Source organism: Streptomyces sp. NPDC002671 (assembly GCF_053592475.1).
This window is the reverse complement of sequence record NZ_JBSFVU010000008.1, coordinates 34769-58069: the sequence shown is the minus strand read 5'-3', so window position 1 is coordinate 58069 and position 23301 is coordinate 34769. Positions and strand designations below refer to the sequence as shown.

Here is a 23301-nt window from a genome sequence, read left to right as displayed (position 1 = left end):
TAGATGAGCACGCGCACGCCGCTGATGGCGGGCAACTGGAAGATGAACCTCAACCACCTCGAGGCCATCGCGCACGTCCAGAAGCTCGCCTTCGCCCTGGCCGACAAGGACTACGAGGCCGTCGAGGTCGCCGTCCTGCCGCCCTTCACCGACCTGCGCTCCGTGCAGACCCTGGTCGACGGCGACAAGCTCAAGATCAAGTACGGCGCCCAGGACCTCTCGGCGTACGACTCCGGCGCCTACACCGGAGAGATCTCCGGCCTGATGCTGGCCAAGCTGCGGTGCACGTACGTGGCCATCGGCCACTCCGAGCGCCGCCAGTACCACGACGAGACCGACGAACTCGTCAACGCCAAGGTCAAGGCCGCCTACAAGCACGGCCTCACCCCGATCCTGTGCGTCGGCGAGGAGCTGCACGTCCGCCAGGCGGGCAACCACGTCGCCCACAGCCTCGCCCAGGTCGAGGGCGCCCTGAAGGACGTCCCGGCCGAGCAGGTCGAGACACTCGTGATCGCCTACGAGCCCGTGTGGGCCATCGGCACCGGCGAGGTCTGCGGCGCCGCGGAGGCCCAGGAGGTCTGCGCCGCCATCCGCGGCAAGATCGCCGAGCTGTACTCGCAGGACGTGGCCGACAAGGTCCGCGTCCAGTACGGCGGCTCCGTCAAGGCCGGCAACGTCGCCGAGATCATGGCACAGGCCGACATCGACGGCGCTCTGGTCGGCGGTGCCTCGCTCGACGCCGACGAGTTCGTCAAGATCGTGCGTTTCCGCGATCAGTGAACCCGTCCGTGAGTAGGCGGTAGCGGCGATACGTCGTACCCTTGCGGGGGCACAGCCGTGGTGCTGTGCCCCCGTCGTCCATCCGAATCCGAGGAAGTTGGTCCAGCCGTGGTTTTGGGGTTCTCGATCGCCCTGATCGTCTTCAGCCTGCTGCTGATGCTGCTGGTGCTGATGCACAAGGGGAAGGGCGGCGGCCTCTCCGACATGTTCGGCGGCGGCATGCAGTCGTCCGTCGGCGGCTCCTCTGTCGCCGAGCGTAACCTCGACCGGATCACCATCGTGATCGGTCTGCTCTGGTTCGCCTGCATCGTCATCCTCGGCCTGCTGATGAAGACGAACAGCTGAACTGCGTCGCACAAGCACATACATTCCGTACGTAAGGCCCCATGTTCGGTACGCGCTCCTGAGCGCGGCCTATCATGGGGCTTGCGTCTAGGTATGGGGCCTGTAACTCCAATCACTGGACGCGCGTTGGGCCTTACGTAGACTGAGGCGCTCGCAACGAAGCGAAACGCCGACTCGCTTCGCGGCACCATCACGCAGGGAGTTACACCGTGGCAAGTGGCAACGCGATCCGAGGAAGCCGGGTCGGGGCGGGGCCGATGGGCGAGGCCGAGCGCGGCGAGTCCGCGCCCCGGCTGCGCGTCTCCTTCTGGTGCTCCAACGGGCACGAGACGCAGCCGAGCTTCGCCAGCGACGCGCAGGTCCCCGACACCTGGGACTGCCCGCGCTGCGGCTTCCCGGCCGGTCAGGACCAGGACAACCCGCCGGACCCGCCGCGCACCGAGCCGTACAAGACGCACCTCGCGTACGTACGGGAGCGGCGCAGCGACGCGGACGGCGAGGCGATCCTCGCCGAGGCGCTCGCCAAACTGCGGGGCGAGATCTAGGACTTCAGAACCGGCCGGGTGCCCGCGGGCGCCTGGCCGGAGCCGTATCCGGCCGCTCGCGGCCGACCGGTTGTCAGTGGTGCCCTCTACGGTGTGTGCATCGGTGCATTCCGATCATTCCGAGGGGGAGTTGTGACGGCAGCGGACGGTGCGGACGCGGGCGCGCCCGCGTGGCGCGGGGGATTCGGACGGCTGTGGACGGCCGCCGTGATCTCCCGGTTCGGGGATGCCTTACGGACGTCCGCGCTGCCGCTGCTCGCCGTGCGCCTCAGCGACGACCCCTTCGTCATCGCCTCCGTGACCGCCTGCGGCTACGTGCCCTGGCTGCTGTTCGGGCTGCTCGGCGGGGCCGTCGCCGACCGGGTCGACCAGCGGCGGGCGATGTGGGCCGTGGACACCGTACGTGGGCTGCTCGTCGCCGGTTTCGCGCTCGCCGTGGGACTCGGCCACGCCTCGATCCCGCTGCTGCTCGTGCTCGCCTTCGCGCTCACCACGCTCCAGACGCTCTTCGACAACGCCGCCACGGCCCTGCTGCCCTCCCTGGTGGACCGCGAGAGCCTGGGCGGCGCCAACTCCCGGCTGATGACCGGTCAGCAGCTCGCCGGCGGACTGCTCGGCGCGCCGCTCGTGCCGCTGCTGCTGGCGGCCGGCGCCTTCGTACCGTTCGCGGCCGACGCGAGCACGTTCCTCGCCGCTGCCGCCCTGGTGGCCTCCCTGCGGATACGACCGCCCGAGCGGGCACCGCGCCAGGCGGGCAGCACCCTGCGCACGGAGATCGCCGAGGGCCTGCGCGCCCTGTGCGGCGACCGGGCCCTGTGCGCGACCTGCGTGGCCACACTGCTGTGCAACATCGGCATGGGCGCCCTGATCGCGACTATGGCGCTGCACGTCACGCGCTGGCTCCACGCGGGCAATGCCGGATACGCGGCAGCCATGACGGCCTACTCCCTCGGCAGCATCTCGGGCGGCTTCCTCGCGCAGCGCATCGCCCGCCGCACCGGCCGGGTGCGGGCCCTGCTGGTCGCCGGTAGCGTCCAGACGGCGTCCCTGCTGCTCATCGGCTCGGTCCGCTGGCTGCCCGCGCTCGTCGCCGGGATGCTGCTGCTGGGCGCGATGAACATGGTGTGGAACGTCAACCAGGTCACGCTGATGCAGCAGCGCAGCCCCGAGGCGATGGTGGGCCGGATCGCCTCCGCCTTCCGCACGGCCTCGACCTCCGGCGCCCCGCTCGGCGCCCTCCTCGGCGGCGCCGCCGCCCGCGCGTACGGCCTGAACGGGCCGGCCCTGCTCGCGGCCGTGCTCTTCGCCCTTGCCGTCACCTCGTTGATACCGGCGGGCAGGCCGGACGTACCTGTCGCCGCGGCGCACGACGGCGCGACAAGGCGTCAGGTCGCGCCCTGATCAACTAGGTTGGGACCGGCAGTGGGGCAAGGTGCGCAGCACCACGCAGCACGGACAGGCAGGAAAGAAGGCTGAAGTCGGAAATGAACGCAGACAGCCGTACCAGGCTCAACCAGACGCCCGAATGGACCGCCCTCGCCAAGCATCGCGAGGAGCTGGCCGACACCCATCTGCGCGACCTGTTCGCCACCGACCCGGAGCGCGGCGCCGGGTACACCCTGCGGGTCGGCGATCTGTACATCGACTACTCCAAGCACCTGGTCACCGACGAGACACTGCGGCTGTTGCGCGAGCTGGCCGCCGCCACCGACGTCTTCGGCCTGCGGGACGCCATGTTCCGCGGCGAGAAGATCAACACGACCGAGAACCGGGCCGTGCTGCACACCGCGCTGCGCGCCCCGCGCGACGCGGTGATCGAGGTCGACGGCGAGAACGTCGTCCCGGCCGTGCACGCCGTCCTCGACAAGATGGCCGGCTTCGCCGACCGCGTCCGCTCCGGCGCCTGGACCGGCCACACCGGCAAGCGCATCAAGAACGTCGTCAACATCGGCATCGGCGGCTCCGACCTCGGCCCCGCGATGGCCTACGAGGTGCTGCGCAGCTACACCGACCGCGACCTCACTGTCCGCTTCGTCTCCAACGTGGACGGCGCCGACCTGCACGAGGCCACCCGAGACCTGGACCCGGCCGAGACGCTGTTCGTCATCGCCTCCAAGACCTTCACCACCATCGAGACGATCACCAACGCCACCTCCGCGCGGAAGTGGCTGCTGGACGCCCTCGGCGACCAGGCCGCGGTCGCGAAACACTTCGTCGCCCTGTCGACCAACGCGGAGAAGGTCGCCGAGTTCGGCATCGACACGGCCAACATGTTCGAGTTCTGGGACTGGGTCGGCGGCCGGTACTCGTACGACTCCGCGATCGGCCTGTCGTTGATGATCGCCATCGGCCCGGACCGCTTCCGCGAGATGCTCGACGGCTTCCACCTGGTCGACGACCACTTCCGCACCGCACCCGCCGAGGCCAACGCCCCGCTGCTGCTCGGCCTGTTGGGCATCTGGTACGACAACTTCCACGACGCCCAGTCGCACGCCGTGCTGCCCTACAGCCACTACCTGTCCAGGTTCACCGCCTACCTGCAGCAGCTGGACATGGAGTCCAACGGCAAGTCGGTGGCGCGGGACGGCAAGCAGGTCGACTGGCAGACCGGGCCCGTCGTGTGGGGCACGCCGGGCACCAACGGGCAGCACGCCTACTACCAGTTGATCCACCAGGGCACGAAGCTGATCCCGGCGGACTTCATCGGCTTCGCCCGGCCGGTGGCGGAGCTGAGCGGTGAACTCAATGCTCAGCACGACCTGTTGATGGCCAACTTCTTCGCCCAGACCCAGGCCCTCGCCTTCGGCAAGACCGCCGACGAGGTCCGCGCGGAGGGCGTCGCCGAGGAACTGGTCCCGCACAAAACCTTCCAGGGCAACCGGCCGACCACCACCATCCTGGCGAAGGACCTGACCCCGTCCGTCCTCGGCCAGCTCGTCGCCCTCTACGAGCACAAGGTGTTCGTCCAGGGCGCCGTGTGGAACATCGACTCCTTCGACCAGTGGGGCGTCGAGCTGGGCAAGGTCCTCGCCAAGCGCCTCGAACCGGCCTTGACCGAGGGTGCGGAGGTACCGGGCCTGGACGCGTCGACCGAGGCACTGGTCGCCACGTACCGGTCACTGCGCGGGCGCTGACCTCACGCCACCGCGCTCAGGCTGTCCGCCAGCCTGCGTCTCGCCGCTCGGGACGCAGGCACCGCGGCCAGCAGGGCGGCACCCAGTACCACAGCCAGGTCCAGCGACAGGAGCAGCACTGGCGACGGGCCCTGTGCGATCCCCGCGCCGATGCCGCTGGAGCTGCCCTGGGCGTCGATCAGCCGGTGGGCGAGCGGTAGCCCCAGGGCCGTACCGGCGAGCGCTGCGGCCAGTGCCGTACAGCTCGTCGCCGTGACGATGATCGCGGTGATCTGGCGCGGGGCCATGCCGATCGCCAGGAGCGCCAGCACGTCCCGCTCGCTCTCCCGCACACTGCCGCCGATCGCGGTGAGCAGTTCGACGAGCCCGATGAGGGCGAGGACGGCGACCAGCCCGGCGACGACCGCGCGCAGCGGGGACAGCCCGTCGGCGGGGTTCGCCATGGCGTGCACGTCCAGGTGGCCCCGGCCGGCCGCGGTGAGCGCGGCTGCCACGCGGTGCGGGTCGGCGCCGGGGCGCAGGCGCAGCTCGTAGGAGGCCGCGGACAGCCCCGGGTCGTTCTCGCGGAGGGTGTCCAGGGAGGTCGTCACCACCCGGCCGGCGTTCCGCGGTTCGATGCTGCGGCCCACGATGTGCAGGATCTGCGGCCGGTCGCCCACCGTCATCCGCACCCAGTCGCCGACCTGCGCGTGCAGCAGGTCCAGCAGCCCCTGACCGGCCACCGCCTCGTCCGGTCCGCGGGCGGACCGGCCCTCGGCGAGGGCGTAGGGGTAGGGCTCGGCGCGGGTGCCGACGCCGCGCAGGGCGATGGTCCCGGTCTGCCCGGGGACCAGCGCGGCCACCTCGACCCCCGGGTAGGCGGCGGCGACCCGGGAGTCGCCCGTCAGCAGAGCCCGTACCTCCGATGCGGCCAGGGCGCCGTCCGAGCGGACCGTGAGAGCTGTCGGCAGGCCCACGTGCTCCGGGCCGCTGTGGAAGCGGTCGATGGTGGTCCACGCGCTGAGCGCCACCACGATCAGCAGCAGCGGCAGCGTCAGCCGGGCCACGGTGGCCAGCGACCGGCCGCGCCCCGCGAACGCCTTGTGACAGCCGAGGACCAGTGCGGCCGGGAGCCGCAGCCCGAGTGCCTGCCGGGCCGGACCCGTCAGCCGCCCACCCGCCGGCGCGGACGGCCGCGGCACCGGCACCGGAGGCACCCGTCCCGCCCGCCAGGCCGCGAGACCCGTGGTCAGGCCGATGAACAGCACCGCGCCCACGGGAACCACGAAGAGCGCCACGGTGTGCCCCGGCAGCCCCTGCCACACCCGCACGGCATCGCCCAGCCGACCGGGTATCCGGCTGCCCAGCGCCTCGGTGAGCGCCGCGGACGCCACGGTGCCGAGAAGGGCGTACGCGAGGTGCTGCAGCAGGAAGATCCGCACCACCCCGCCCGGTGTGAAGCCGATCGCCTTCAGTACGGAGAGGTCGCGCAGATGGCCGCGGATACGGGTGACGATCGCCCCGTGCACGGCGAGCCCGGCAGCGATCAGGGCGCCCAGACCGAACAGGCCGAGCACCTGGCCCAGCAGCCGGTCGTCGCCCTGCGCCTCGGCACGCGCCTGCTGCCAGGTGGAGACCTCGCCGATCGCGCCCGCGCCCAGCACGGTGACGGCGCGCTGCACCGCGTAGTCCGTTTCGCCCGGGTCGCCGAGCCGCAGTCCGATCACCTGGCCGCCGGGCGACCGCACAACGGACGGCAGCGCCCAGACCAGACCCGGCCGCTCGCCCGGGCTGTAGGGGGGTTCAGCGCTGTCCGCGATTCCCTCGACGGTCAGCGTGCGGGCGGTGCCGGGCAGGGTGAGGGTGTCCCCGGGCTCCGCCAGCAGGGCCCGGGCCAGGCTGCTCTCCAGGATCACGCCGTCCGGCTCGGCCGCGGCCAACCAGTGCCCGGCGGTGAGCAGCGGCCGGCCCACGGAGGGCGGTTCCGGGGTGCCGCGCAGCTCCACCGCGGCGCGGGTGCCGCGTGCGGCGACGGTGGTGGTCTCGGTGGGGTAGGGGCCGGCGACGGACTCGACGCCGTCGAGGCGGGCGAGCCTTCGGGCGTCCGCGGACGCGGCCGTGTGGATCCACACGTGCGCCCCGCGGGTCTCGGTGAAGGTGCGCTGCCAGGGGTTGGTGGCGTAGCCGAACAGGGCCGTCGCCAGCAGCAGCGAGGCGACGATGCCGGCGGTGGCCAGCACGAGGAACAGCGCCTCGCCACGGTGCGTGCGCAGGTCGGAGTGCGCCCAGCGCAGAGTGGCCCGCACCGTCACTCCCTGAGTTCGAGCACACCGGAGATGCCGGCCCGGCGCGGCGGCGCGCCGTCCAGGGCGGCATCGTCGGCTATGCGGCCGTCGAAGAAGCTGATCACCCGGTCGGCGGCGCTCGCCAGCCGGGCGTCGTGCGTCACCAGCACGATGGTCTGGCCGCGCCCGTGGAAGCGGGACAGCAGGCGCATGACCTCGCGGGTGCCCTTGCTGTCCAGGCTGCCGGCGGGCTCGTCCGCGAGCAGCAGCGGCGGATGGTTGACCAGGGCCCGGGCGAGGGCGACCCGCTGCTGTTCGCCGCCGGACAGCTCGCCGGGCATGCTGCGCTCCTTGCCGTCGAGGCCCAGCTCGGCCAGGAGCGCCTCGCGCTCGGCGCGGGCCTTCTTCGGCGGGACGCCGGCCAGCAGGGCGGGCAGCTCGACGTTGTCGGCGACGGACAGGTTCGACACGAGGTTGAAGAACTGGAAGACGATCCCGATGGCCTTCCTGCGCTCCACCGCCCAGCGGGCCTCGCTGAAGGAGTCCGTGCACCGGCCGTCGAGCCAGATGCTGCCTTCGTCCGGGCGCTGCAGGCCGCCGAGCAGGTGCAGCAGCGTCGACTTCCCGGCCCCGGAGGGCCCGGTGATCGCCACGAACTCGCCGCGTGCCACGGCGAGGTCGACCCCGCGCACGGCATGGGCGGGCGCGCCCTCGCCGTGGTGGGTCTTGACCAGGCTCTCGGCCCGCAGCACCGGCGTGTCCTCAGCCCGCAGCACAGCGGGACGGCCCTGCACAGGAGGGTGGCCGTCACTCACTCCAGCTCCTCCAGTTCCTCCTGGCACCGCTCCAGCCAGTCGAGGTCGGCCTGCAGGTGCAGCATCGCGCCCTCTATCAGCAGATGGGCGATTCGGTTGTCCCGGTTCTCGGCCGCGGCCAGTTTCGACAGGTTGCGCATGGTGTTGAGGTACTGGCGCCGCTGCCTGTTGATGAGGGCGATCTGCTCGGCGAGACCGGTCTGCGGGGCGAGCGCGAGCTTCATGAAGAACTCGTCCCGCACCCGCGGTTCGTCCTCGGTCTCCTCGAACCAGGCGTGCAGCGCCTCCCGCCCGGCGTCGGTGAGGTGGTAGACCTTCTTGTTGGGCCGGCTGGACTGCTCGACGTCCTCGCCCTCGATCAGTCCCGTCTTCTCCAGGCGGCCGAGGGTGACGTAGATCTGACCGACGTTGGGCTGAGGGTACGCGGAGCCCAGCAGTTGCTCAAGGTCCTGCTTCAGCTCGTAGCCGTGGGCCGGGCCGCGTGCGAGGAGTGCCAGGAGAGGCAGGCGCACTCGTGCTGTCCTCCTGTCCGCTCAATATGCTCCAGGCCCTAGTATCGCCCATACCTAACAGGTATACATGCCTCTGACCCGGGGCGAGGGTGCCCCCGGTGCCGGTGTACAGGGAGGAACCTATGCGGTGGATGCGTGCCGCCGGTAGGGGCCTCCTCGTTCTCGCCGTGATCATGACCGGGTACGTCGCCTCCGGTGCCCATGCCGAGGAGGGCGGCGGCAGCGGTCGTGGCCCGCTCACCCTGGCCACCGCCGGCGACCTCACCGGCTATCTCGGCCCCCTGCTCCAGGGCTGGAACCGCACCCACCCCGGTGAAAAGGTCACGCTCGTCGAGCTGCCGGACTCCGCCGACGAGACACACGCGCAGATGACCACCGATCTGCGCGGCGGGGACCGGGGCCGCTTCGACGTCCTGAACATCGACGTCAACTGGACCTCGGAGTTCGCCGCGGCCGGCTGGATCCGCCCGCTGGCGCGCGACCGGTTCCCGCTGCGGAGTTTCCTGCCGCCGGTCGTGAACACGGCGACGTACGACGGACGGCTGTATGCGGTCCCGTATGTCACGAATGCCGGACTTCTGCTGTATCGCAAGGACATCCTGGCCGAGGAAAATGTGCCCCCGCCGCACACCTGGGCAGAGCTGGAGCGCGACGCGAAGACCATCGCGCCCCGGCACGGACTCGGCGGCTATGCGGGCCAGTTCCTGCCGTACGAGGGCCTCACCGTCAACGCGGCCGAGGCCGTGTACTCGGCGGGCGGCACCATCCTCGGCGGCGAGGGCACACGGGTCACGGTCGACTCGGCCGCCGCCCGCGAGGGCATCGGCTTCCTCGCCCGCGGCATCCGTGAGGGCTGGATCCCGAAGCAGGCGCTGGCCTACAAGGAGGAGGAGTCCAAGCAGGCCTTCCAGGACGGCAGGCTGCTCTTCCTGCGCAACTGGCCCTACGCCTACGCCGTGGCCTCCGCCAAGGGCTCCAAGGTCGCCGGAAAGATCGGCGCCGTACCGCTGCCCGGGCCCGACGGGCCGGGGACCAGCGTCCTCGGCGGCTCCAATCTCGCGGTCAACACCCATGCCCGGCATCCCGATTCGGCCGTGCGACTGATCGCCTACCTCGCCAGCGAGCGCGTCCAGCGCCAGGTGCTCACCCGGGGCGCGCTGCCGCCCGTGCGCGCCGCGCTGTACGAAGACCCCGCACTCGTCCGGCAGTTCCCCTATCTGCCGACCCTGCGCACCGCCGTACTCACCGCCCGGCCGCGCCCCAAGAGCGCGCACTACGACCAGGTCAGCCTGGTGGTGCAGGCGGTGGTGCAGGACGCGCTCACCGGGCGGGAGACGCCCGGACAGGCCGTGCGCCGGCTCGCGCGCGAGCTCGACGCGATCGCCCGTCGCTAGTCCGCCTCTAGTCCACCGATAGTTACTTGTTAAGTAACGCGCGGATCTCATTCTCGGCGCATGATGCCCGTTAAGTCCGCATTCGCACCCCCAACTCACCGGTAATCTGTGGTCCCTTCGTTGACACCCGCGCGATACGCCTACTTAACATGCATGCATGCTGAGTAAGTACCACTGGTGGCGTGACGCGGTGATCTACCAGGTCTACGTCCGCAGCTTTCTGGACAGCACCGGCGACGGCATCGGCGATCTGGCCGGCGTCCGGGCCGGACTGCCGTATCTGAAGAAGCTCGGCGTCGACGGCATCTGGCTGAGCCCGTTCTACCCCTCGCCGCAGCACGACCACGGCTACGACGTGGCCGACTACTGCGACGTCGACCCGCTCTTCGGCGATCTCGCCGAGTTCGACCTGCTGATGGCCAGCGCCCGCCGGCTCGGTATCAAGGTGCTCCTCGACATCGTCCCCAACCACTGCTCCGGCGAGCACCCCTGGTTCCGCGAGGCGCTGGACAGTGCACCCGGCAGCCCGGCCCGCGCCCGCTTCCACTTCGCCGACGGCCGCGGCCGGGGCGGCAGCGAGCCGCCCAACAACTGGCACGCCATGTTCGGCGGCCCGGCCTGGACCCGGGTGACGGAGTCCGACGGCCGCCCCGGTCAGTGGTACCTGCACATGTTCACGCCCGAGCAGCCGGACTGGAACTGGCGCAACCCCCAGATCCCCGCCGAGTTCGACCGCGTCCTGCGCTTCTGGCTGGACCGGGGCGTGGACGGCTTCCGCATCGACGTCGCCGCCGGGCTGTTCAAGCACCCCGAACTGCCCGACTCCGACGACCCCGAGGCCGACGCCCGCACCCGCGACTCGGTCAACCCGCTCGCCTGGAACCAGCCCGAGGTGCACGAGGTGTGGCGGCGCTGGCGCTCCATATGCGAGGAGTACGCCGACCGCGACGGCCGCGAACGCCTCCTCGTCGGTGAGGTCTCCGTCCCCACCGCCCGCGAACACGCCCGCTACGTCCGACCGGACGAACTGCACCAGGCCTTCTTCTTCGATCTGCTGGGCGCCTCCTGGGACGCCGACGCCTTCCGCAAGGTCATCTCCGAGGCCATGCAGGACATCGCCGGAACCGGTTCCACGGTCACCTGGGTCCTCAACAACCACGACCAGGTCCGCACCGTCACCCGCTACGGCGAACCCGCCGTCGAGGGCAGCCGCGTCGGCGCCGCCCGCGCCCGGGCCGCCGCGCTGCTGATGCTGGCGCTGCCCGGAGCCGCGTACATCTACCAGGGCGAGGAACTGGGCCTGCCCGAGGTCGTCGACCTGCCCGACGACGTCCTCACCGACCCGATCTTCCGCCGCACCGGCAGCCGCGCCCGCATCCGTGACGGCTGCCGGGTGCCGCTGCCGTGGTCCGGGCAGGCCTCGCCGTTCGGCTTCACCTCCGGCGCGGAGGGCGCCAAGCCCTGGCTGCCGCAGCCGTCGTACTTCGCCGAGTACGCCACCGAACGCGCCCTCGCCGACACCCGCTCCTTCTGGCACCTGTACCGCGACGGCCTCCACCTGCGCGGCTCACTCCCTCAGCTGGGCGAGGGAACGCTGCGCTGGCTGGACACCCCGCCGGGCGTTCTGGCCTTCACCCGCGGCGACGGCCTGGTCTGCGCCGTCAACTTCGGTACGGCCGCCGCGCCCGCGCCGGTCTCCGGCACCCCGCTGCTCTCCAGCGGCCCCGTCCCGCCCGGAGTCCTGTCCGGTTCCACGGCGGCCTGGTGGCTCACCGACCTCTGATCCCTCCGCCAACTCCCTCCGACCGAGTCAACTCCCTCCGAATGAAAGGTCCGTCGACGATGATGCGACGACGTACGACCCTGCTCACGAGCTGCACCGCTCTCGCCCTCGCGCTCGGCGCCACCGCCTGCGGCGGGGACAACGTCTCCGCGGGCGGCGGAGACAAGCCGCTGGGCGGCCAGACCGTCACCGTGGCCGGTGTCTGGTCGGGCAGCGAGCAGAAGAACTTCCAGAAGGTGCTGGACGCCTTCACCGCGAAGACCGGGGCCAAGACCCAGTTCGTGTCCACCGGTGACAACGTCTCCACCGTCGTCGGCAGCAAGATCGAGGGCGGCAACGCGCCCGACGTCGTGATGGTCCCGCAGGTCGGCGTGCTCCAGCAGTTCGCGAAGCAGGGCTGGCTCAAGCCGCTGTCGCCGACCGCCCAGCAGACGATCACCGCCGACTACGCGCCCGTGTGGAAGACGTACGGCAGCGTCGACGGCACCCTCTACGGCCTCTACTTCAAGGCCGCCCACAAGTCGACCGTCTGGTACAGCCCCGACGCGCTCACCCAGGCCGGGGTCCAGCCCCCGAAGACGTACGACGAGCTGCTGAAGGCCGGGCACACCGTCTCCGACTCCGGGCTCGCCGCCTTCTCCGTGGCCGGGCAGGACGGCTGGACGCTGACCGACTGGTTCGAGAACATCTACCTCTCCCAGGCCGGACCCGAGAAGTACGATGCCCTCGCCGCCCACAAGCTGAAGTGGACCGACCCCTCCGTCGTCAGGGCGCTCACCACGCTCGGCAAGCTGTTCAAGGACAAGCAGCTGATCGCGGGCGGCCGGAAGGAGGCCCTCAACACCGACTTCCCGGGCTCGGTGGAGAAGGTGTTCGGGCCGAAGCCCGAGGCAGGCATGGTCTACGAGGGCGACTTCGTCGCCGGCGTCGCCCACGACCAGTTCGGGAAGACCATCGGCAAGGACGCGAACTTCTTCCCCTTCCCCGCGGTCGACGGCGGCACGGCACCCGTCGTCAGCGGCGGTGACGCGGCCGTCGTCCTGAAGGACGCCAAGAACGCCAAGGCCGGCATGAAGCTCCTGGAGTACCTGGCCACCCCCGAGGCGGCGGCCGTATGGGCGAAGGCGGGCGGCTACCTGTCCCCGAACAAGAAGCTCGACCTCGCCTCGTACGGCGACGACGTCACCCGCGCCACCGCCAAGTCCCTGATCGGCGCCGGGGATTCGGTCCGCTTCGACATGTCCGACCAGGCGCCGGCGGCCTTCGGCGGCACCAAGGGCGCGGGCGAGTGGAAGCTGCTCCAGGACTTCCTGCGCGACCCGTTCGACCCGAAGGGCACCGCGGCGAAGCTGGAGTCCGCGGCGGCCAAGGCCTACCAGAGCTGATCGGACCGGACATGACCGCCACCACGCTCGTGAAACAACAGGCGGGCCCGCGGGCCGCCGCCGGCCCGGCGCGCGGGCGCCGCGGCCGGCGGCGCGCCCGGCTGGTCGCCCTGCTCTTCGTGTTCCCAGCCCTGCTCCTGCTCGGCGCGCTCGTCGTCTACCCGGTGCTGTTCTCCGTCGGCCGCAGCTTCTTCGACGCCTCCGGCACCCGGTTCGTCGGCGGCGACAACTACGCCGAGATGTTCCGCGACCCGGCGACGCTGAAGGCCATCCGCAACACCACCATCTGGGTGGTCGTGGCCCCCGCCCTGCTGACCGGCCTGGGCCTGATCCTGGCCGTCCTGGTGGAGAAGGTCCGCTGGGCCACCGCCTTCAAGCTGCTGCTGTTCATGCCGATGGCCGTGTCCTTCCTGGCCGCCGGCATCATCTTCCGGCTCGCCTACGACGAGGACCCGGACAAGGGCGTGCTCAACGCGGCCGTCGTCTCCGTCCACGACGCCTTCAAGGAGACATCGGCGTATCCGACGGCCCGGGGCCGCGCGGGACTGCTCACCCAGGACCGGGACGGTTCGTACCGTACGACCGCCTCGCCGGGCGACTCGGTGCTGCTCCCGATGGTCGGCGTGCTGCCCAAGGATCTGCCCGAGGGGGCCTCGCCCGCGTACCCGGCGGCCACGAGGAAGGCCGCGCCCGGCGAACTGCGCGGTGTCGTCTACCTGGACTTCACCCCCGGCGGGGGAGGCAGGCAGGGCAGGGCCGACCCGGAGGAGAGCGGTCTGCCCGGTATGAAGGTGGAGGCGGTGCGCGACGGGAAGACGGTCGCGAGCGCGACCACCGCAGCCGACGGCTCCTTCCGCTTCCCGGGGCTGCACACGGGCTCGTACACGGTGAGACTGCCGGAGTCGAACTTCGCCCCGCCGTACCAGGGCGTCTCCTGGCTCGGCCCGGCCCTCGTCACACCGGCGGTCATCGGCGCGTACCTGTGGATCTGGACGGGCTTCGCGATGGTGCTGATCGGCGCCGGCCTGTCCACCCTGCCCCGGGACGCGCTGGAGGCGGCCCGGATGGACGGGGCCAACGAGTGGCAGATCTTCCGCCGGATCACGGTCCCGCTGCTCGCCCCTGTCCTGACGGTCGTCTTCGTCACCCTCGTGATCAACGTGATGAAGGTCTTCGACCTCGTCTACATCATCGCGCCCGGACCGGTGCAGGAGGACGCCACCGTCCTCGCGACCCAGATGTGGCTCGTCTCCTTCGGCGGCGGCAACAACCAGGGCCTCGGCAGCGCCCTCGGTGTGCTCCTGCTGCTCCTGGTGATCCCCGCGATGGTCTTCAACGTCCGCCGTTTCCGAAGGAGTCAGCGATGAGGAGTCAGCGATGAACGCGATCAGGCGGAGCCTGGGCAACGGCCTGGTGCAGGCCTTCCTGGTGGTGATCGGCCTGGTCTGGCTGACGCCGCTCGCGGGCCTGTTCCTGTCCTCCCTGCGTTCGGCCCAGGACACGGCGAAGGGCGGCTGGTGGACGGCCCTGTCGAGCCCCGGACAGCTGTCCTTCGACAACTACTCGGCGCTGCTGAAGAACGCGGGGATGACCCAGGCCTTCTGGAACACGGTCCTGATCTCGGTACCGGCCACGACGCTCGTCGTGGTCATCGCGGCACTCGCCGGATACGCCTTCGCCTGGCTGGACTTCCCGTTGCGGGAGCCCCTCTTCCTGCTGGTGGTGGCCCTGTTGGTGGTGCCGGTGCAGATCGGCCTGCTGCCGGTGGCCAAACTCTTCGGCCAGCTGGGCCTGTTCGGCACCATCCCGGGCGTCGTCCTCTTCCACGTCGCCTACGGCCTTCCCTTCGCGGTGTTCCTGCTGCGGAACTACTTCGCGGAGCTGCCGAAGGAGATGCTGGAGGCGGCGCGGATGGACGGCGGCAGCGAGTGGCGCATCTTCACGCGGCTGGTCCTGCCGGTGGGGCGCCCGGCGATCGCCTCGCTCGCCATCTTCCAGTTCCTCTGGGTCTGGAACGACATGCTGGTCGCCCTGCTCTTCGCCGACAGCTCCTCCCAGCCGCTGACCGTGGAACTCCAGTCCCAGATCCGCCAGTTCGGCAGCAACATCGACGTCCTGGCCCCGGGCGCGTTCCTGTCCCTGATCGTGCCGGTGGCGGTGTTCTTCGCGTTCCAGCGGCACTTCGTACAGGGGGTCATGGCGGGGTCCGTGAAATAGGGGTGGCGGGGGTCTGTGAACCCCCGCCACCCCTGTGCTCACGGCGAAGCCGGCGGATACAGCGCCCGGGGCAGCTGTGAGGCCGCAGCCGCGTCCAGCAGCCACAGGGTGCGCTGCCGGCCGTACGCGCCCGCCGCCGGGGCCTGGATCTCGCCCGCGCCCGACAGGGCGATGGCCGCCGCCTCCGCCTTGTCCGCACCGGCCGCGAGGAGCCAGACCTCGCGGGCCGCGCGGATCGCGGGCAGGGTGAGGGTGATCCGGGTCGGCGGGGGCTTGGGCGCGCCGTGCACGCCGACCACCGTGCGCTCGGTCTCCCGTACGGCCGGCAGCTCCGGGAAGAGCGAGGCCACGTGGGTGTCCGGGCCGACGCCCAGCATCAGCACGTCGAAGGTGGGCACCGAGCCGTGGTTCTCCGGCCCGGTCGCCTTCGCCAGCTCGGCCGCGTACGCCTCCGCCGCGGCTTCCACGTCGGCGCCGTACGGGCCGTCGGAGGCGGGCATGGCGTGCACGCGCTCCGGGTCCAGCGGCACCGCGTCCAGCAGGGCCTCGCGGGCCTGCGTGACATTGCGCTCCGGGTCGCCCTCGGGGAGGTAGCGCTCGTCGCCCCACCACAGATCCAGGCGGCTCCAGTCGATGGCGTCCCGGGCCGGAGCCGCCGCCAGCGCGGCGAGCAGGCCGTTGCCGTTGCGGCCACCGGTGAGGACCACGGACGCGTGGCCCCGGGAGGCCTGAGCGTCCACGATCTTCGTGATGAGCCGGGCCGCGGCGGCCTGTGCCATCAGATCCTTGTCGTGGTGCACGACCAGCTGCGGAGTGCTCACTTGGCCGCCGCCTTCTTGGTCTGGGCCGTGGCCTTCCTGGCCGCCGCCCTCTTCGCCGGCGCCTTCACGGCCTCCTCCTCCGGCACCGGCACGGCGACCGGCTCAGCGGAGACGGCCTGCGGCGCACCGGGCTCCGGCACCGTGTTCAGCCGCTCCACGCCGAAGCGCAGCGCCGACGCGTAGGTGTCGTCCGGGTCCAGCCGGCGCAGCTCCTCCGCGATCAGCTCGGCGGTGTCCCGCCGCTTCAGCGCCACCGCACGGGCCGGCTGGCCCTCGATGGACAGGGTGGCCAGCGAGCCGTCGGCCCGTGCCAGGGCGATCGGGCCGCCGTCGGTGTCCATGCGGACCGCCGTCAGACCGGGGCCGGCCGACAGGGAGCGCCGGACGGGGACCTCCAGCCGGTCCGCCAGCCACATCGCCAGCAGCTCGCAGCTCGGGTTGAACTCCTCGCCCTCCACCTCGACGGCCGTCACCTCGCAGGTGACCTGGTCCAGGGCCGCCGCCAGCATCGAGCGCCACGGCGTGATCCGGGTCCAGGACAGGTCGGTGTCGCCGGGCGTGTAGGCCGCGGCGCGGGCGGCCAGCTCCCGCACCGGCTGCTCGGCGGCGTAGGAGTCGGTCACCCGGCGCTGGGCGAGCGCGCCCAGCGGGTCCTTCGCCGGGTCGAGCGGCGCGTTCACCGGCCACCAGACGACCACCGGGGCGTCCGGCAGCAGCAGCGGCAGCACCACGGAGTCGGCGTGGTCGGAGACCTCGCCGTACAGCCGGAGCACGACCGTCTCGCCGGTGCCCGCGTCCGCGCCCACCCGCACCTCGGCGTCCAGCCGCGAGGAGGTGCGGTTGCGCGGGCTGCGGGAGACCCGCTTGATGACCACCAGCGTGCGCGAGGGGTGCTCGCGCGAGGCGTCGTTGGCGGCCTTCAGGGAGTCGTAGGCGTTCTCCTCGTCGGTGACGATGACGAGGGTCAGGACCATGCCGACGGCGGGGGTGCCGATGGCACGCCGGCCCTGCACGAGCGCCTTGTTGATCTCGCCGGCGGTGGTGTCGGTCAGGTCTATCTTCATGGCCGGCGCCAGCTCCGTCCGTCTCGTGCGAGCATCTCGTCCGCCTCGGCGGGGCCCCAGGTGCCCGACTGGTACTGCGCGGGCCTGCCGTGCTTGTCCCAGTACTCCTCGATCGGGTCGAGGATCTCCCAGGACAGCTCGACCTCCTCGGTGCGCGGGAAGAGGTTGGCGTCGCCGAGCAGCACGTCCAGGATGAGCCGCTCGTACGCCTCCGGGCTGGACTCCGTGAAGGACTCGCCGTAGGCGAAGTCCATGGAGACGTCCCGGATCTCCATCGAGGTGCCGGGCACCTTGGAGCCGAAGCGGACCGTGATGCCCTCGTCCGGCTGGACGCGGATCACGATCGCGTTCTGGCCCAGCTCCTCCGTCGCCGTGTGGTCGAAGGGGGAGTGCGGGGCCCGCTGGAAGACGACCGCGATCTCGGTCACGCGACGGCCGAGCCGCTTGCCGGTGCGCAGATAGAAGGGGACGCCCGCCCAGCGGCGGTTGTCGATCTCCAGCTTGATCGCGGCGTACGTGTCGGTCTTCGACTTCGGGTCGATGCCCTCCTCTTCGAGGTAGCCGATGACCTTCTCGCCGCCCTGCCAGCCGCCCGCGTACTGCCCGCGCACGGTGCTCTGGCCCAGGTCCCTGGGCAGCCGGACCGCGCCGAGCACCTTGGTCTTCTCCGCCGCGAGCGCGTCCGCGCCGAAGGAGGCGGGCTCCTCCATCGCGGTCAGCGCGAGCAGCTGGAGCAGGTGGTTCTGGATGACGTCACGGGCGGCACCGATGCCGTCGTAGTAGCCCGCCCGGCCGCCGATGCCGATGTCCTCGGCCATCGTGATCTGCACGTGGTCCACGAAGGACCGGTTCCAGATCGGCTCGAACATCGTGTTGGCGAAGCGCAGCGCCAGGATGTTCTGGACGGTCTCCTTGCCGAGGTAGTGGTCGATCCGGAACACCTGGTCCGGGGTGAACACCTCGTGCACGACCTTGTTCAGCTCCTCGGCCGACTTCAGGTCGTGGCCGAACGGCTTCTCGATGACCGCGCGCCGCCAGGAACCGCCCTCCTGGTCGGCCAGGCCGTGCTTCTTCAGCTGCTGGATGACCACCGGGAAGGAGCGCGGCGGCACCGACAGGTAGAAGGCGAAGTTGCCGCCCGTGCCCTGTGCCTTGTCCAGCTCCTCTATGGTGGCGCGCAGCCGCTCGAACGCCTCGTCGTCGTCGAAGGTGCCCTGGACGAAGCGCATCCCCTGGATGAGCTGCTGCCAGACCTCCTCCCGGAACGGCGTACGGGCGTGCGCCTTGACGGCGTCGTGGACCTCGGCGGCGAAGTCCTCGTGCTCCCACTCACGGCGGGCGAAGCCCACCAGGGAGAAGCCCGGCGGCAGCAGACCACGGTTCGCGAGGTCGTACACCGCGGGCATCAGCTTCTTGCGGGACAGGTCGCCCGTGACGCCGAAGATCACCAGGCCCGACGGCCCCGCGATACGCGGGAGCCGTCGGTCGGCGGGGTCACGAAGCGGGTTCGCTCCGGAACCGACGAGGGGTGACAATTCAGCCCTCCGAGGGGGCGAGGCGCTTGAGAACCGCCTCGGTCGACTTCAGCAGGTCGTTCCAGGACGCCTCGAACTTCTCGACGCCCTCGTCCTCCAGCACCTGGACCACGTCGTCGTACGAGATCCCGAGCTTCTCGACCGCGTCGATGTCGGCGCGGGCCTGCTCGTAGGTGCTGGTGACGGTGTCACCGGTGATCTCGCCGTGGTCCTCGGTGGCCACCAGGGTGGCCTCCGGCATGGTGTTGACCGTGTTCGGCGCGACCAGGTCGGTGACGTACATCGTGTCGGAGTACGACGGGTCCTTCACGCCGGTCGACGCCCACAGCGGACGCTGCTTGTTCGCGCCCGCGTTCTCCAGCGCGCTCCAGCGGTCGGTCGAGAAGACCTCCTCGTACGCCTGGTAGGCGAGGCGCGCGTTGGCGACGGCGGCCTTGCCGCGCAGCGCCTTGGCCTCGTCGGTGCCCAGGGCGCCCAGCCGCTTGTCGATCTCGCTGTCCACGCGGGACACGAAGAAGGACGCCACGGAACGGATGAGCGACAGGTCCAGGCCGCGCTCCTTCGCCTTCTCCAGACCGGCGAGGTAGGCGTCCATGACCGCGCGGTAGCGCTCCAGCGAGAAGATCAGCGTGACGTTGACGCTGATGCCGAGGCCGATGACCTCGGTGATCGCCGGCAGACCCGCCTTGGTGGCCGGGATCTTGATCAGGGTGTTGGGACGGTCCACCAGCCAGGCCAGCTGCTTGGCCTCGGCGATGGTGGCCGCCGTGTTGTGGGCGAGACGCGGGTCGACCTCGATGGAGACCCGGCCGTCCTGGCCCTCGGTGGCGTCGAAGACGGGACGCAGGATGTCGGCGGCGTCGCGGACGTCCGCCGTGGTGATCATGCGGATGGCCTCGTCGACGGTGACCTTGCGGGCGGCCAGGTCGGCGAGCTGCTGCTCATAGCCGTCGCCGCTGCTGATCGCCTTCTGGAAGATCGTCGGGTTGGTGGTGACGCCCACGACGTGCTGCTGGTCGATCAGCTCGGCGAGGTTGCCGGACGTGATCCGCTTGCGCGACAGGTCGTCCAGCCAGATCGCGACGCCTTCTTCGGAGAGGCGCTTGAGTGCGTCTGTCATGGAATTACATCTCCTACGTGTCGTATATGAGCGTCAGCGCTGGGCGTCGGCCAGGGATTCCCGGGCCTTGGCGGCCACGTTCTCGGCGGTGAAGCCGAACTCCTTGAAGAGGACCTTGCCGTCGGCGGACGCACCGAAGTGCTCCAGGGAGACGATGCGGCCGGCGTCCCCGACGTACTTGTGCCAGGTCAGACCGATACCGGCCTCGACCGACACACGGGCCTTCACGGACGGCGGCAGCACCGAGTCCCGGTACGCCTGGTCCTGCTCCTCGAACCATTCCACGGACGGCATGGACACCACGCGCGTGGGAACGCCGTCGGCCTGGAGCTGCTCGCGCGCCTCGACGGCCACGTGCACCTCGGAACCGGTGGCGATCAGGATCACCTGCGGCTCGCCACCCTCGGCCTCGAACAGGACGTAACCGCCGCGCGCGGCGTCGTCGTTCGGCTCGTAGGCCGGCACACCCTGCCGGGTCAGCGCCAGGCCGTGCGGAGCGCCCTTGCCGAACTCCTTGGTGTAGCGGCGCAGGATCTCGCGCCAGGCGATGGCGGTCTCGTTGGCGTCCGCCGGGCGGACGATGTTCAGGCCCGGGATCGCGCGCAGCGAGGCCAGGTGCTCGACCGGCTGGTGGGTCGGGCCGTCCTCGCCGAGACCGATGGAGTCGTGCGTCCACACGAACGTCACCGGCAGGTGCATCAGGGCCGACAGGCGCACGGCGTTGCGCATGTAGTCGGAGAACACCAGGAAGGTGCCGCCGTAGACGCGGGTGTTGCCGTGCAGGGCGATGCCGTTCATCTCGGCGCCCATGGCGTGCTCGCGGATGCCGAAGTGGATCGTGCGGCCGTAGGGGTTGGCCTCGGGCAGCGGGTTGTCCGCCGGCAGGAACGAGCTGTCCTTGTCGATGGTCGTGTTGTTCGACCCGGCGAGGTCGGCGGAGCCGCCCCACAGCTCGGGCACGATCGCGCCGAGCGCCTGGAGGACCTTGCCGGACGCGGCACGCGTCGCGATGCCCTTGCCCGGCTCGAAGACCGGGAGCTGGTCCTCCCAGCCCGCGGGCAGCTCGCCCTTGCTGATCCGGTCGAACTCGGCCGCGCGCTCGGCGTTGTCGTCCCGCCACAGCTGGAGGGACTTCTCCCACTCGGCCTTCGCCTGAGCACCGCGCTCCAGCGCCTGCCGGGTGTGGGCGATCACCTCGTCGGAGACCTCGAAGGTCTTCTCCGGGTCGAAGCCGAGGACGCGCTTGGTGGCCGCGACCTCCTCGTCGCCGAGCGCCGAGCCGTGCGCGGCCTCGGTGTTCTGCGCGCTGGGGGCCGGCCAGGCGATGATCGAGCGCATCGCGATGAAGGACGGCCGGTCGGTGACGGCCTTGGCCTCCTGGACCGCGGCGTAGATCGCCTGCGGGTCCAGGTCGCCGTTCTCCTTGGCCTCCACGCGCTGCACGTGCCAGCCGTAGGCCTCGTACCGCAGAGCGGTGTCCTCGGAGACCGCCGTCTCGGTGTCGCCCTCGATCGAGATGTGGTTGTCGTCCCACAGCAGGATCAGGTTGCCGAGCTTCTGGTGGCCGGCCAGCGAGGACGCCTCGGCGGCGATGCCCTCCTGGAGGCAGCCGTCACCGGCGATGCAGTAGATGAAGTGGTCGAAGGGCGACTCGCCCTGCGGGGCCTCCGGGTCGAACAGGCCGCGCTCGTAACGGGCGGCCATCGCCATGCCCACCGCGTTGGCGACACCCTGGCCCAGCGGGCCGGTGGTCGTCTCCACACCCTTGGTGTGTCCGTACTCCGGGTGGCCCGGGGTCTTCGAACCCCAGGTCCGGAACGCCTTCAGATCGTCCAGCTCCAGGCCGAAACCGGCCAGGTAGAGCTGCGTGTAGAGGGTCAGGGACGAGTGGCCGGCGGACAGCACGAAGCGGTCGCGCCCGACCCACTCCGGGTCGGCCGGGTCGTGCCGCATCACCTTCTGGAAGAGGGTGTAGGCGGCAGGGGCCAGGCTCATCGCCGTACCGGGATGGCCGTTGCCGACCTTCTGTACGGCGTCGGCGGCCAGGACCCGGGCGGTGTCCACGGCCTGCTGGTCCAGGTCGGTCCACTCAAGGTCTGTGGTGGTCGGCTTGGTGCTCACCCTGGCTCAGGGCTCCTCTCCACATGTCGGTCGCCGGTCGTCTGGGCACGCGCCCGACCCCGGCCGCCGGTGCACTGCTGCCCACCGGCCGGGTCGAGCCTACCCTCGTAAGGACGTGCGTTTTTTCGGCTCATTCCAGACTGCCGGGAGTCCACGCGATCCGCCTCCCGACTGGCCGACAGCGCATTTGGCACATGAATACGGAGCCGCTCATCTGACCGCTCAATCGAGCCCTAGGACCCCTCGAATGCGACCCCCGCCAACACGACCCCACCCCCGCGAAGGCCGGGGTATGGGCAACGTCTAAAGTGGCGTGGTACGCGCGAGCCTTTTGCCGGGACTTCACACGGCCAGGCTTGCTGGGATGTCTCTGTCAGGGGTGTGCGTGACGGCCGTCGAATCCCGTCCAACGGGTGGGGGCACCGCCCATGCCGTTAAGGCAATGGGGGAGCTCGGTGGTGCGAGCCAGAGCCCGGTTCACCGGTCGTTCGGGGCCCGTGTCAAGGCGTTCGTGGCGCTGACCAAGCCGCGGATCATCGAGCTGCTGCTCATCACCACCGTTCCGGTGATGTTCTTGGCGCAGCAGGGTGTGCCCGACCTCAAGCTGGTCCTGCTCACCTGCGTCGGCGGCTACCTCTCCGCGGGCGGCGCCAACGCGCTGAACATGTACATCGACCGGGACATCGACGCCCTGATGGACCGCACCTCGCAGCGTCCGCTGGTGACCGGCATGGTCAGCCCGCTCGAGTGCCTGGTCTTCGGCATCACCCTCGCGGTCGTCTCGACGCTGCTGTTCGGGCTCACCGTCAACTGGCTGAGCGCCTGGCTGTCGCTCGGCGCGCTCCTCTTCTACGTCGTCGTCTACACGATGATCCTCAAGCGGCGCACCTCGCAGAACATCGTGTGGGGCGGCATCGCCGGCTGCCTGCCCGTGCTGATCGGCTGGTCCTCCGTCACGAACTCCATGTCGTGGGCGCCGGTCATCCTCTTCCTCGTCATGTTCTTCTGGACGCCGCCGCACTACTGGCCGCTGTCCATGAAGGTCAAGGAGGACTACGCGCGCGTGGGCGTGCCGATGCTCCCGGTCATCGCCTCCAACAAGGTCGTCGCCCGGCAGATCGTCATCTACAGCTGGGTCATGGTCGCCGTCTCCCTGCTGCTCACCCCGCTCGGCTACACCGGCTGGTTCTACACGACGGTCGCCCTCGCGGCCGGCGGCTTCTGGCTGTGGGAGGCGCACGGGCTGCAGAACCGGGCGAAGGCCGAGGTGAGCGGCGCGAAGCTGAAGGAGATGCGGCTCTTCCACTGGTCGATCACCTACGTGTCGATCCTCTTCGTCGCGGTCGCGGTGGACCCGTTCCTTCGCTGACTGACGTCGCACAGACGCTGACGCCTGCGTCACAGCGCCGCTGACTTCTCTGTCACAGCGGCGCTGATCTATGTCACAGAGGCCTGCTCTCGTCAGC

Annotated in this window: 19 protein-coding genes; 11 read left to right on the top strand and 8 right to left on the bottom strand. The window is 70.6% G+C overall.

Annotated elements, in window-relative coordinates:
- Positions 1–3 precede the first annotated feature (3 nt).
- The 5 genes from tpiA to pgi all read left to right on the top strand — a co-directional run bounded on the left by tpiA (position 4) and on the right by pgi (position 4804).
- Complete coding sequence (gene tpiA, locus ACWD35_RS14165; RefSeq protein WP_451351480.1) at positions 4–780, top strand: triose-phosphate isomerase; 777 nt, start codon at positions 4–6, stop codon at positions 778–780.
- Positions 781–888: 108 nt separating this feature from the next.
- Complete coding sequence (gene secG, locus ACWD35_RS14160; RefSeq protein WP_451351731.1) at positions 889–1125, top strand: preprotein translocase subunit SecG; 237 nt, start codon at positions 889–891, stop codon at positions 1123–1125.
- A 257-nt stretch (positions 1126–1382) separates the two neighbouring features.
- A complete protein-coding gene (locus tag ACWD35_RS14155) occupies positions 1383–1670 on the top strand; it encodes an RNA polymerase-binding protein RbpA (RefSeq protein ID WP_067232139.1) in 288 nt (95 codons plus the stop codon).
- 132 nt (positions 1671–1802) lie between these two features.
- On the top strand, positions 1803–3071 hold the full coding sequence (locus ACWD35_RS14150; RefSeq protein WP_451351479.1) for an MFS transporter: 1269 nt from the start codon (positions 1803–1805) through the stop codon (positions 3069–3071).
- 83 nt (positions 3072–3154) lie between these two features.
- Positions 3155–4804: a glucose-6-phosphate isomerase gene (gene pgi, locus ACWD35_RS14145; protein WP_451351478.1), complete on the top strand. Its 1650-nt coding sequence runs from the start codon at positions 3155–3157 to the stop codon at positions 4802–4804.
- A gap of 2 nt (positions 4805–4806) precedes the next feature.
- Here the strand turns inward: pgi and ACWD35_RS14140 are convergent, their stop codons facing one another.
- Genes ACWD35_RS14140 through ACWD35_RS14130 form a run of 3 tightly spaced genes read right to left on the bottom strand, consistent with a single transcriptional unit; the run spans position 4807 to position 8395 of the window.
- On the bottom strand, positions 4807–7089 hold the full coding sequence (locus ACWD35_RS14140; RefSeq protein WP_451351477.1) for an FtsX-like permease family protein: 2283 nt from the start codon (positions 7087–7089) through the stop codon (positions 4807–4809).
- Positions 7090–7091: 2 nt separating this feature from the next.
- Positions 7092–7883 carry an ABC transporter ATP-binding protein gene (locus tag ACWD35_RS14135; RefSeq protein ID WP_451351476.1) on the bottom strand — a complete coding sequence of 264 codons (792 nt, stop codon included), beginning with the start codon at positions 7881–7883 and terminating at the stop codon, positions 7092–7094.
- The gene (locus ACWD35_RS14130; RefSeq protein ID WP_451351475.1) at positions 7880–8395 is read right to left on the bottom strand and encodes a PadR family transcriptional regulator; all 516 of its coding nucleotides are present in this window, start codon (positions 8393–8395) and stop codon (positions 7880–7882) included. Before ACWD35_RS14130 ends, ACWD35_RS14135 begins: the two co-directional genes overlap by 4 nt.
- A 122-nt stretch (positions 8396–8517) precedes the next feature.
- Between ACWD35_RS14130 and ACWD35_RS14125 the strand changes: the two genes are divergently transcribed.
- The 5 genes from ACWD35_RS14125 (at position 8518) to ACWD35_RS14105 (ending at position 15174) form a co-directional block, all read left to right on the top strand.
- A complete protein-coding gene (locus ACWD35_RS14125; protein ID WP_451351474.1) occupies positions 8518–9789 on the top strand; it encodes an ABC transporter substrate-binding protein in 1272 nt (423 codons plus the stop codon).
- 157 nt (positions 9790–9946) lie between these two features.
- Positions 9947–11572 (top strand): glycoside hydrolase family 13 protein, encoded by a 1626-nt coding sequence (locus ACWD35_RS14120; RefSeq protein WP_451351473.1) that lies wholly within the window; start codon positions 9947–9949, stop codon positions 11570–11572.
- Positions 11573–11631: 59 nt separating this feature from the next.
- Positions 11632–12957, top strand: coding sequence for an ABC transporter substrate-binding protein (locus ACWD35_RS14115; protein WP_451351472.1), 1326 nt, complete (start codon positions 11632–11634; stop codon positions 12955–12957).
- 11 nt (positions 12958–12968) lie between these two features.
- Positions 12969–14324, top strand: a complete 1356-nt coding sequence (locus ACWD35_RS14110) for an ABC transporter permease subunit (RefSeq protein WP_451351471.1) — start codon at positions 12969–12971, stop codon at positions 14322–14324.
- A 10-nt stretch (positions 14325–14334) separates the two neighbouring features.
- Positions 14335–15174 (top strand): carbohydrate ABC transporter permease, encoded by an 840-nt coding sequence (locus tag ACWD35_RS14105; protein ID WP_451351470.1) that lies wholly within the window; start codon positions 14335–14337, stop codon positions 15172–15174.
- 38 nt (positions 15175–15212) lie between these two features.
- Here the strand turns inward: ACWD35_RS14105 and pgl are convergent, their stop codons facing one another.
- From pgl to tkt, 5 genes are read right to left on the bottom strand one after another with little or no spacing between them, the layout of a single operon-like run.
- Entirely contained in the window at positions 15213–15995 is a 783-nt protein-coding gene (gene pgl / locus ACWD35_RS14100) for a 6-phosphogluconolactonase (protein WP_451351469.1), read from the bottom strand.
- Entirely contained in the window at positions 15992–17059 is a 1068-nt protein-coding gene (gene opcA, locus ACWD35_RS14095; protein WP_451351468.1) for a glucose-6-phosphate dehydrogenase assembly protein OpcA, read from the bottom strand. Before opcA ends, pgl begins: the two co-directional genes overlap by 4 nt.
- On the bottom strand, positions 17056–18594 hold the full coding sequence (zwf, locus tag ACWD35_RS14090; protein ID WP_451351467.1) for a glucose-6-phosphate dehydrogenase: 1539 nt from the start codon (positions 18592–18594) through the stop codon (positions 17056–17058). The genes opcA and zwf overlap by 4 nt, the downstream gene beginning before the upstream one ends.
- Position 18595: 1 nt before the next feature.
- Complete coding sequence (gene tal / locus ACWD35_RS14085) at positions 18596–19714, bottom strand: transaldolase (protein WP_451351466.1); 1119 nt, start codon at positions 19712–19714, stop codon at positions 18596–18598.
- A 33-nt stretch (positions 19715–19747) separates the two neighbouring features.
- Positions 19748–21835 carry a transketolase gene (gene tkt / locus ACWD35_RS14080; RefSeq protein WP_451351465.1) on the bottom strand — a complete coding sequence of 696 codons (2088 nt, stop codon included), beginning with the start codon at positions 21833–21835 and terminating at the stop codon, positions 19748–19750.
- A gap of 379 nt (positions 21836–22214) precedes the next feature.
- Between tkt and ACWD35_RS14075 the strand changes: the two genes are divergently transcribed.
- Positions 22215–23204 (top strand): heme o synthase, encoded by a 990-nt coding sequence (locus ACWD35_RS14075; RefSeq protein WP_451351730.1) that lies wholly within the window; start codon positions 22215–22217, stop codon positions 23202–23204.
- Positions 23205–23301: the final 97 nt, after the last annotated feature.

Bases quoted from the DNA above. Each gene is read 5' to 3' on its own strand.
- tal (WP_451351466.1), bottom strand. From the start codon at position 19,714: ATGACAGACGCACTCAAGCGCCTCTCCGAAGAAGGCGTCGCGATCTGG.
- tpiA (WP_451351480.1), top strand. From the start codon at position 4: ATGAGCACGCGCACGCCGCTGATGGCGGGCAACTGGAAGATGAACCTC.
- pgi (WP_451351478.1), top strand. From the start codon at position 3,155: ATGAACGCAGACAGCCGTACCAGGCTCAACCAGACGCCCGAATGGACC.
- ACWD35_RS14105 (WP_451351470.1), top strand. From the start codon at position 14,335: ATGAACGCGATCAGGCGGAGCCTGGGCAACGGCCTGGTGCAGGCCTTC.
- ACWD35_RS14155 (WP_067232139.1), top strand. From the start codon at position 1,383: ATGGGCGAGGCCGAGCGCGGCGAGTCCGCGCCCCGGCTGCGCGTCTCC.
- ACWD35_RS14110 (WP_451351471.1), top strand. From the start codon at position 12,969: ATGACCGCCACCACGCTCGTGAAACAACAGGCGGGCCCGCGGGCCGCC.
- opcA (WP_451351468.1), bottom strand. From the start codon at position 17,059: ATGAAGATAGACCTGACCGACACCACCGCCGGCGAGATCAACAAGGCG.
- ACWD35_RS14125 (WP_451351474.1), top strand. From the start codon at position 8,518: ATGCGGTGGATGCGTGCCGCCGGTAGGGGCCTCCTCGTTCTCGCCGTG.
- ACWD35_RS14120 (WP_451351473.1), top strand. From the start codon at position 9,947: ATGCTGAGTAAGTACCACTGGTGGCGTGACGCGGTGATCTACCAGGTC.
- ACWD35_RS14115 (WP_451351472.1), top strand. From the start codon at position 11,632: ATGATGCGACGACGTACGACCCTGCTCACGAGCTGCACCGCTCTCGCC.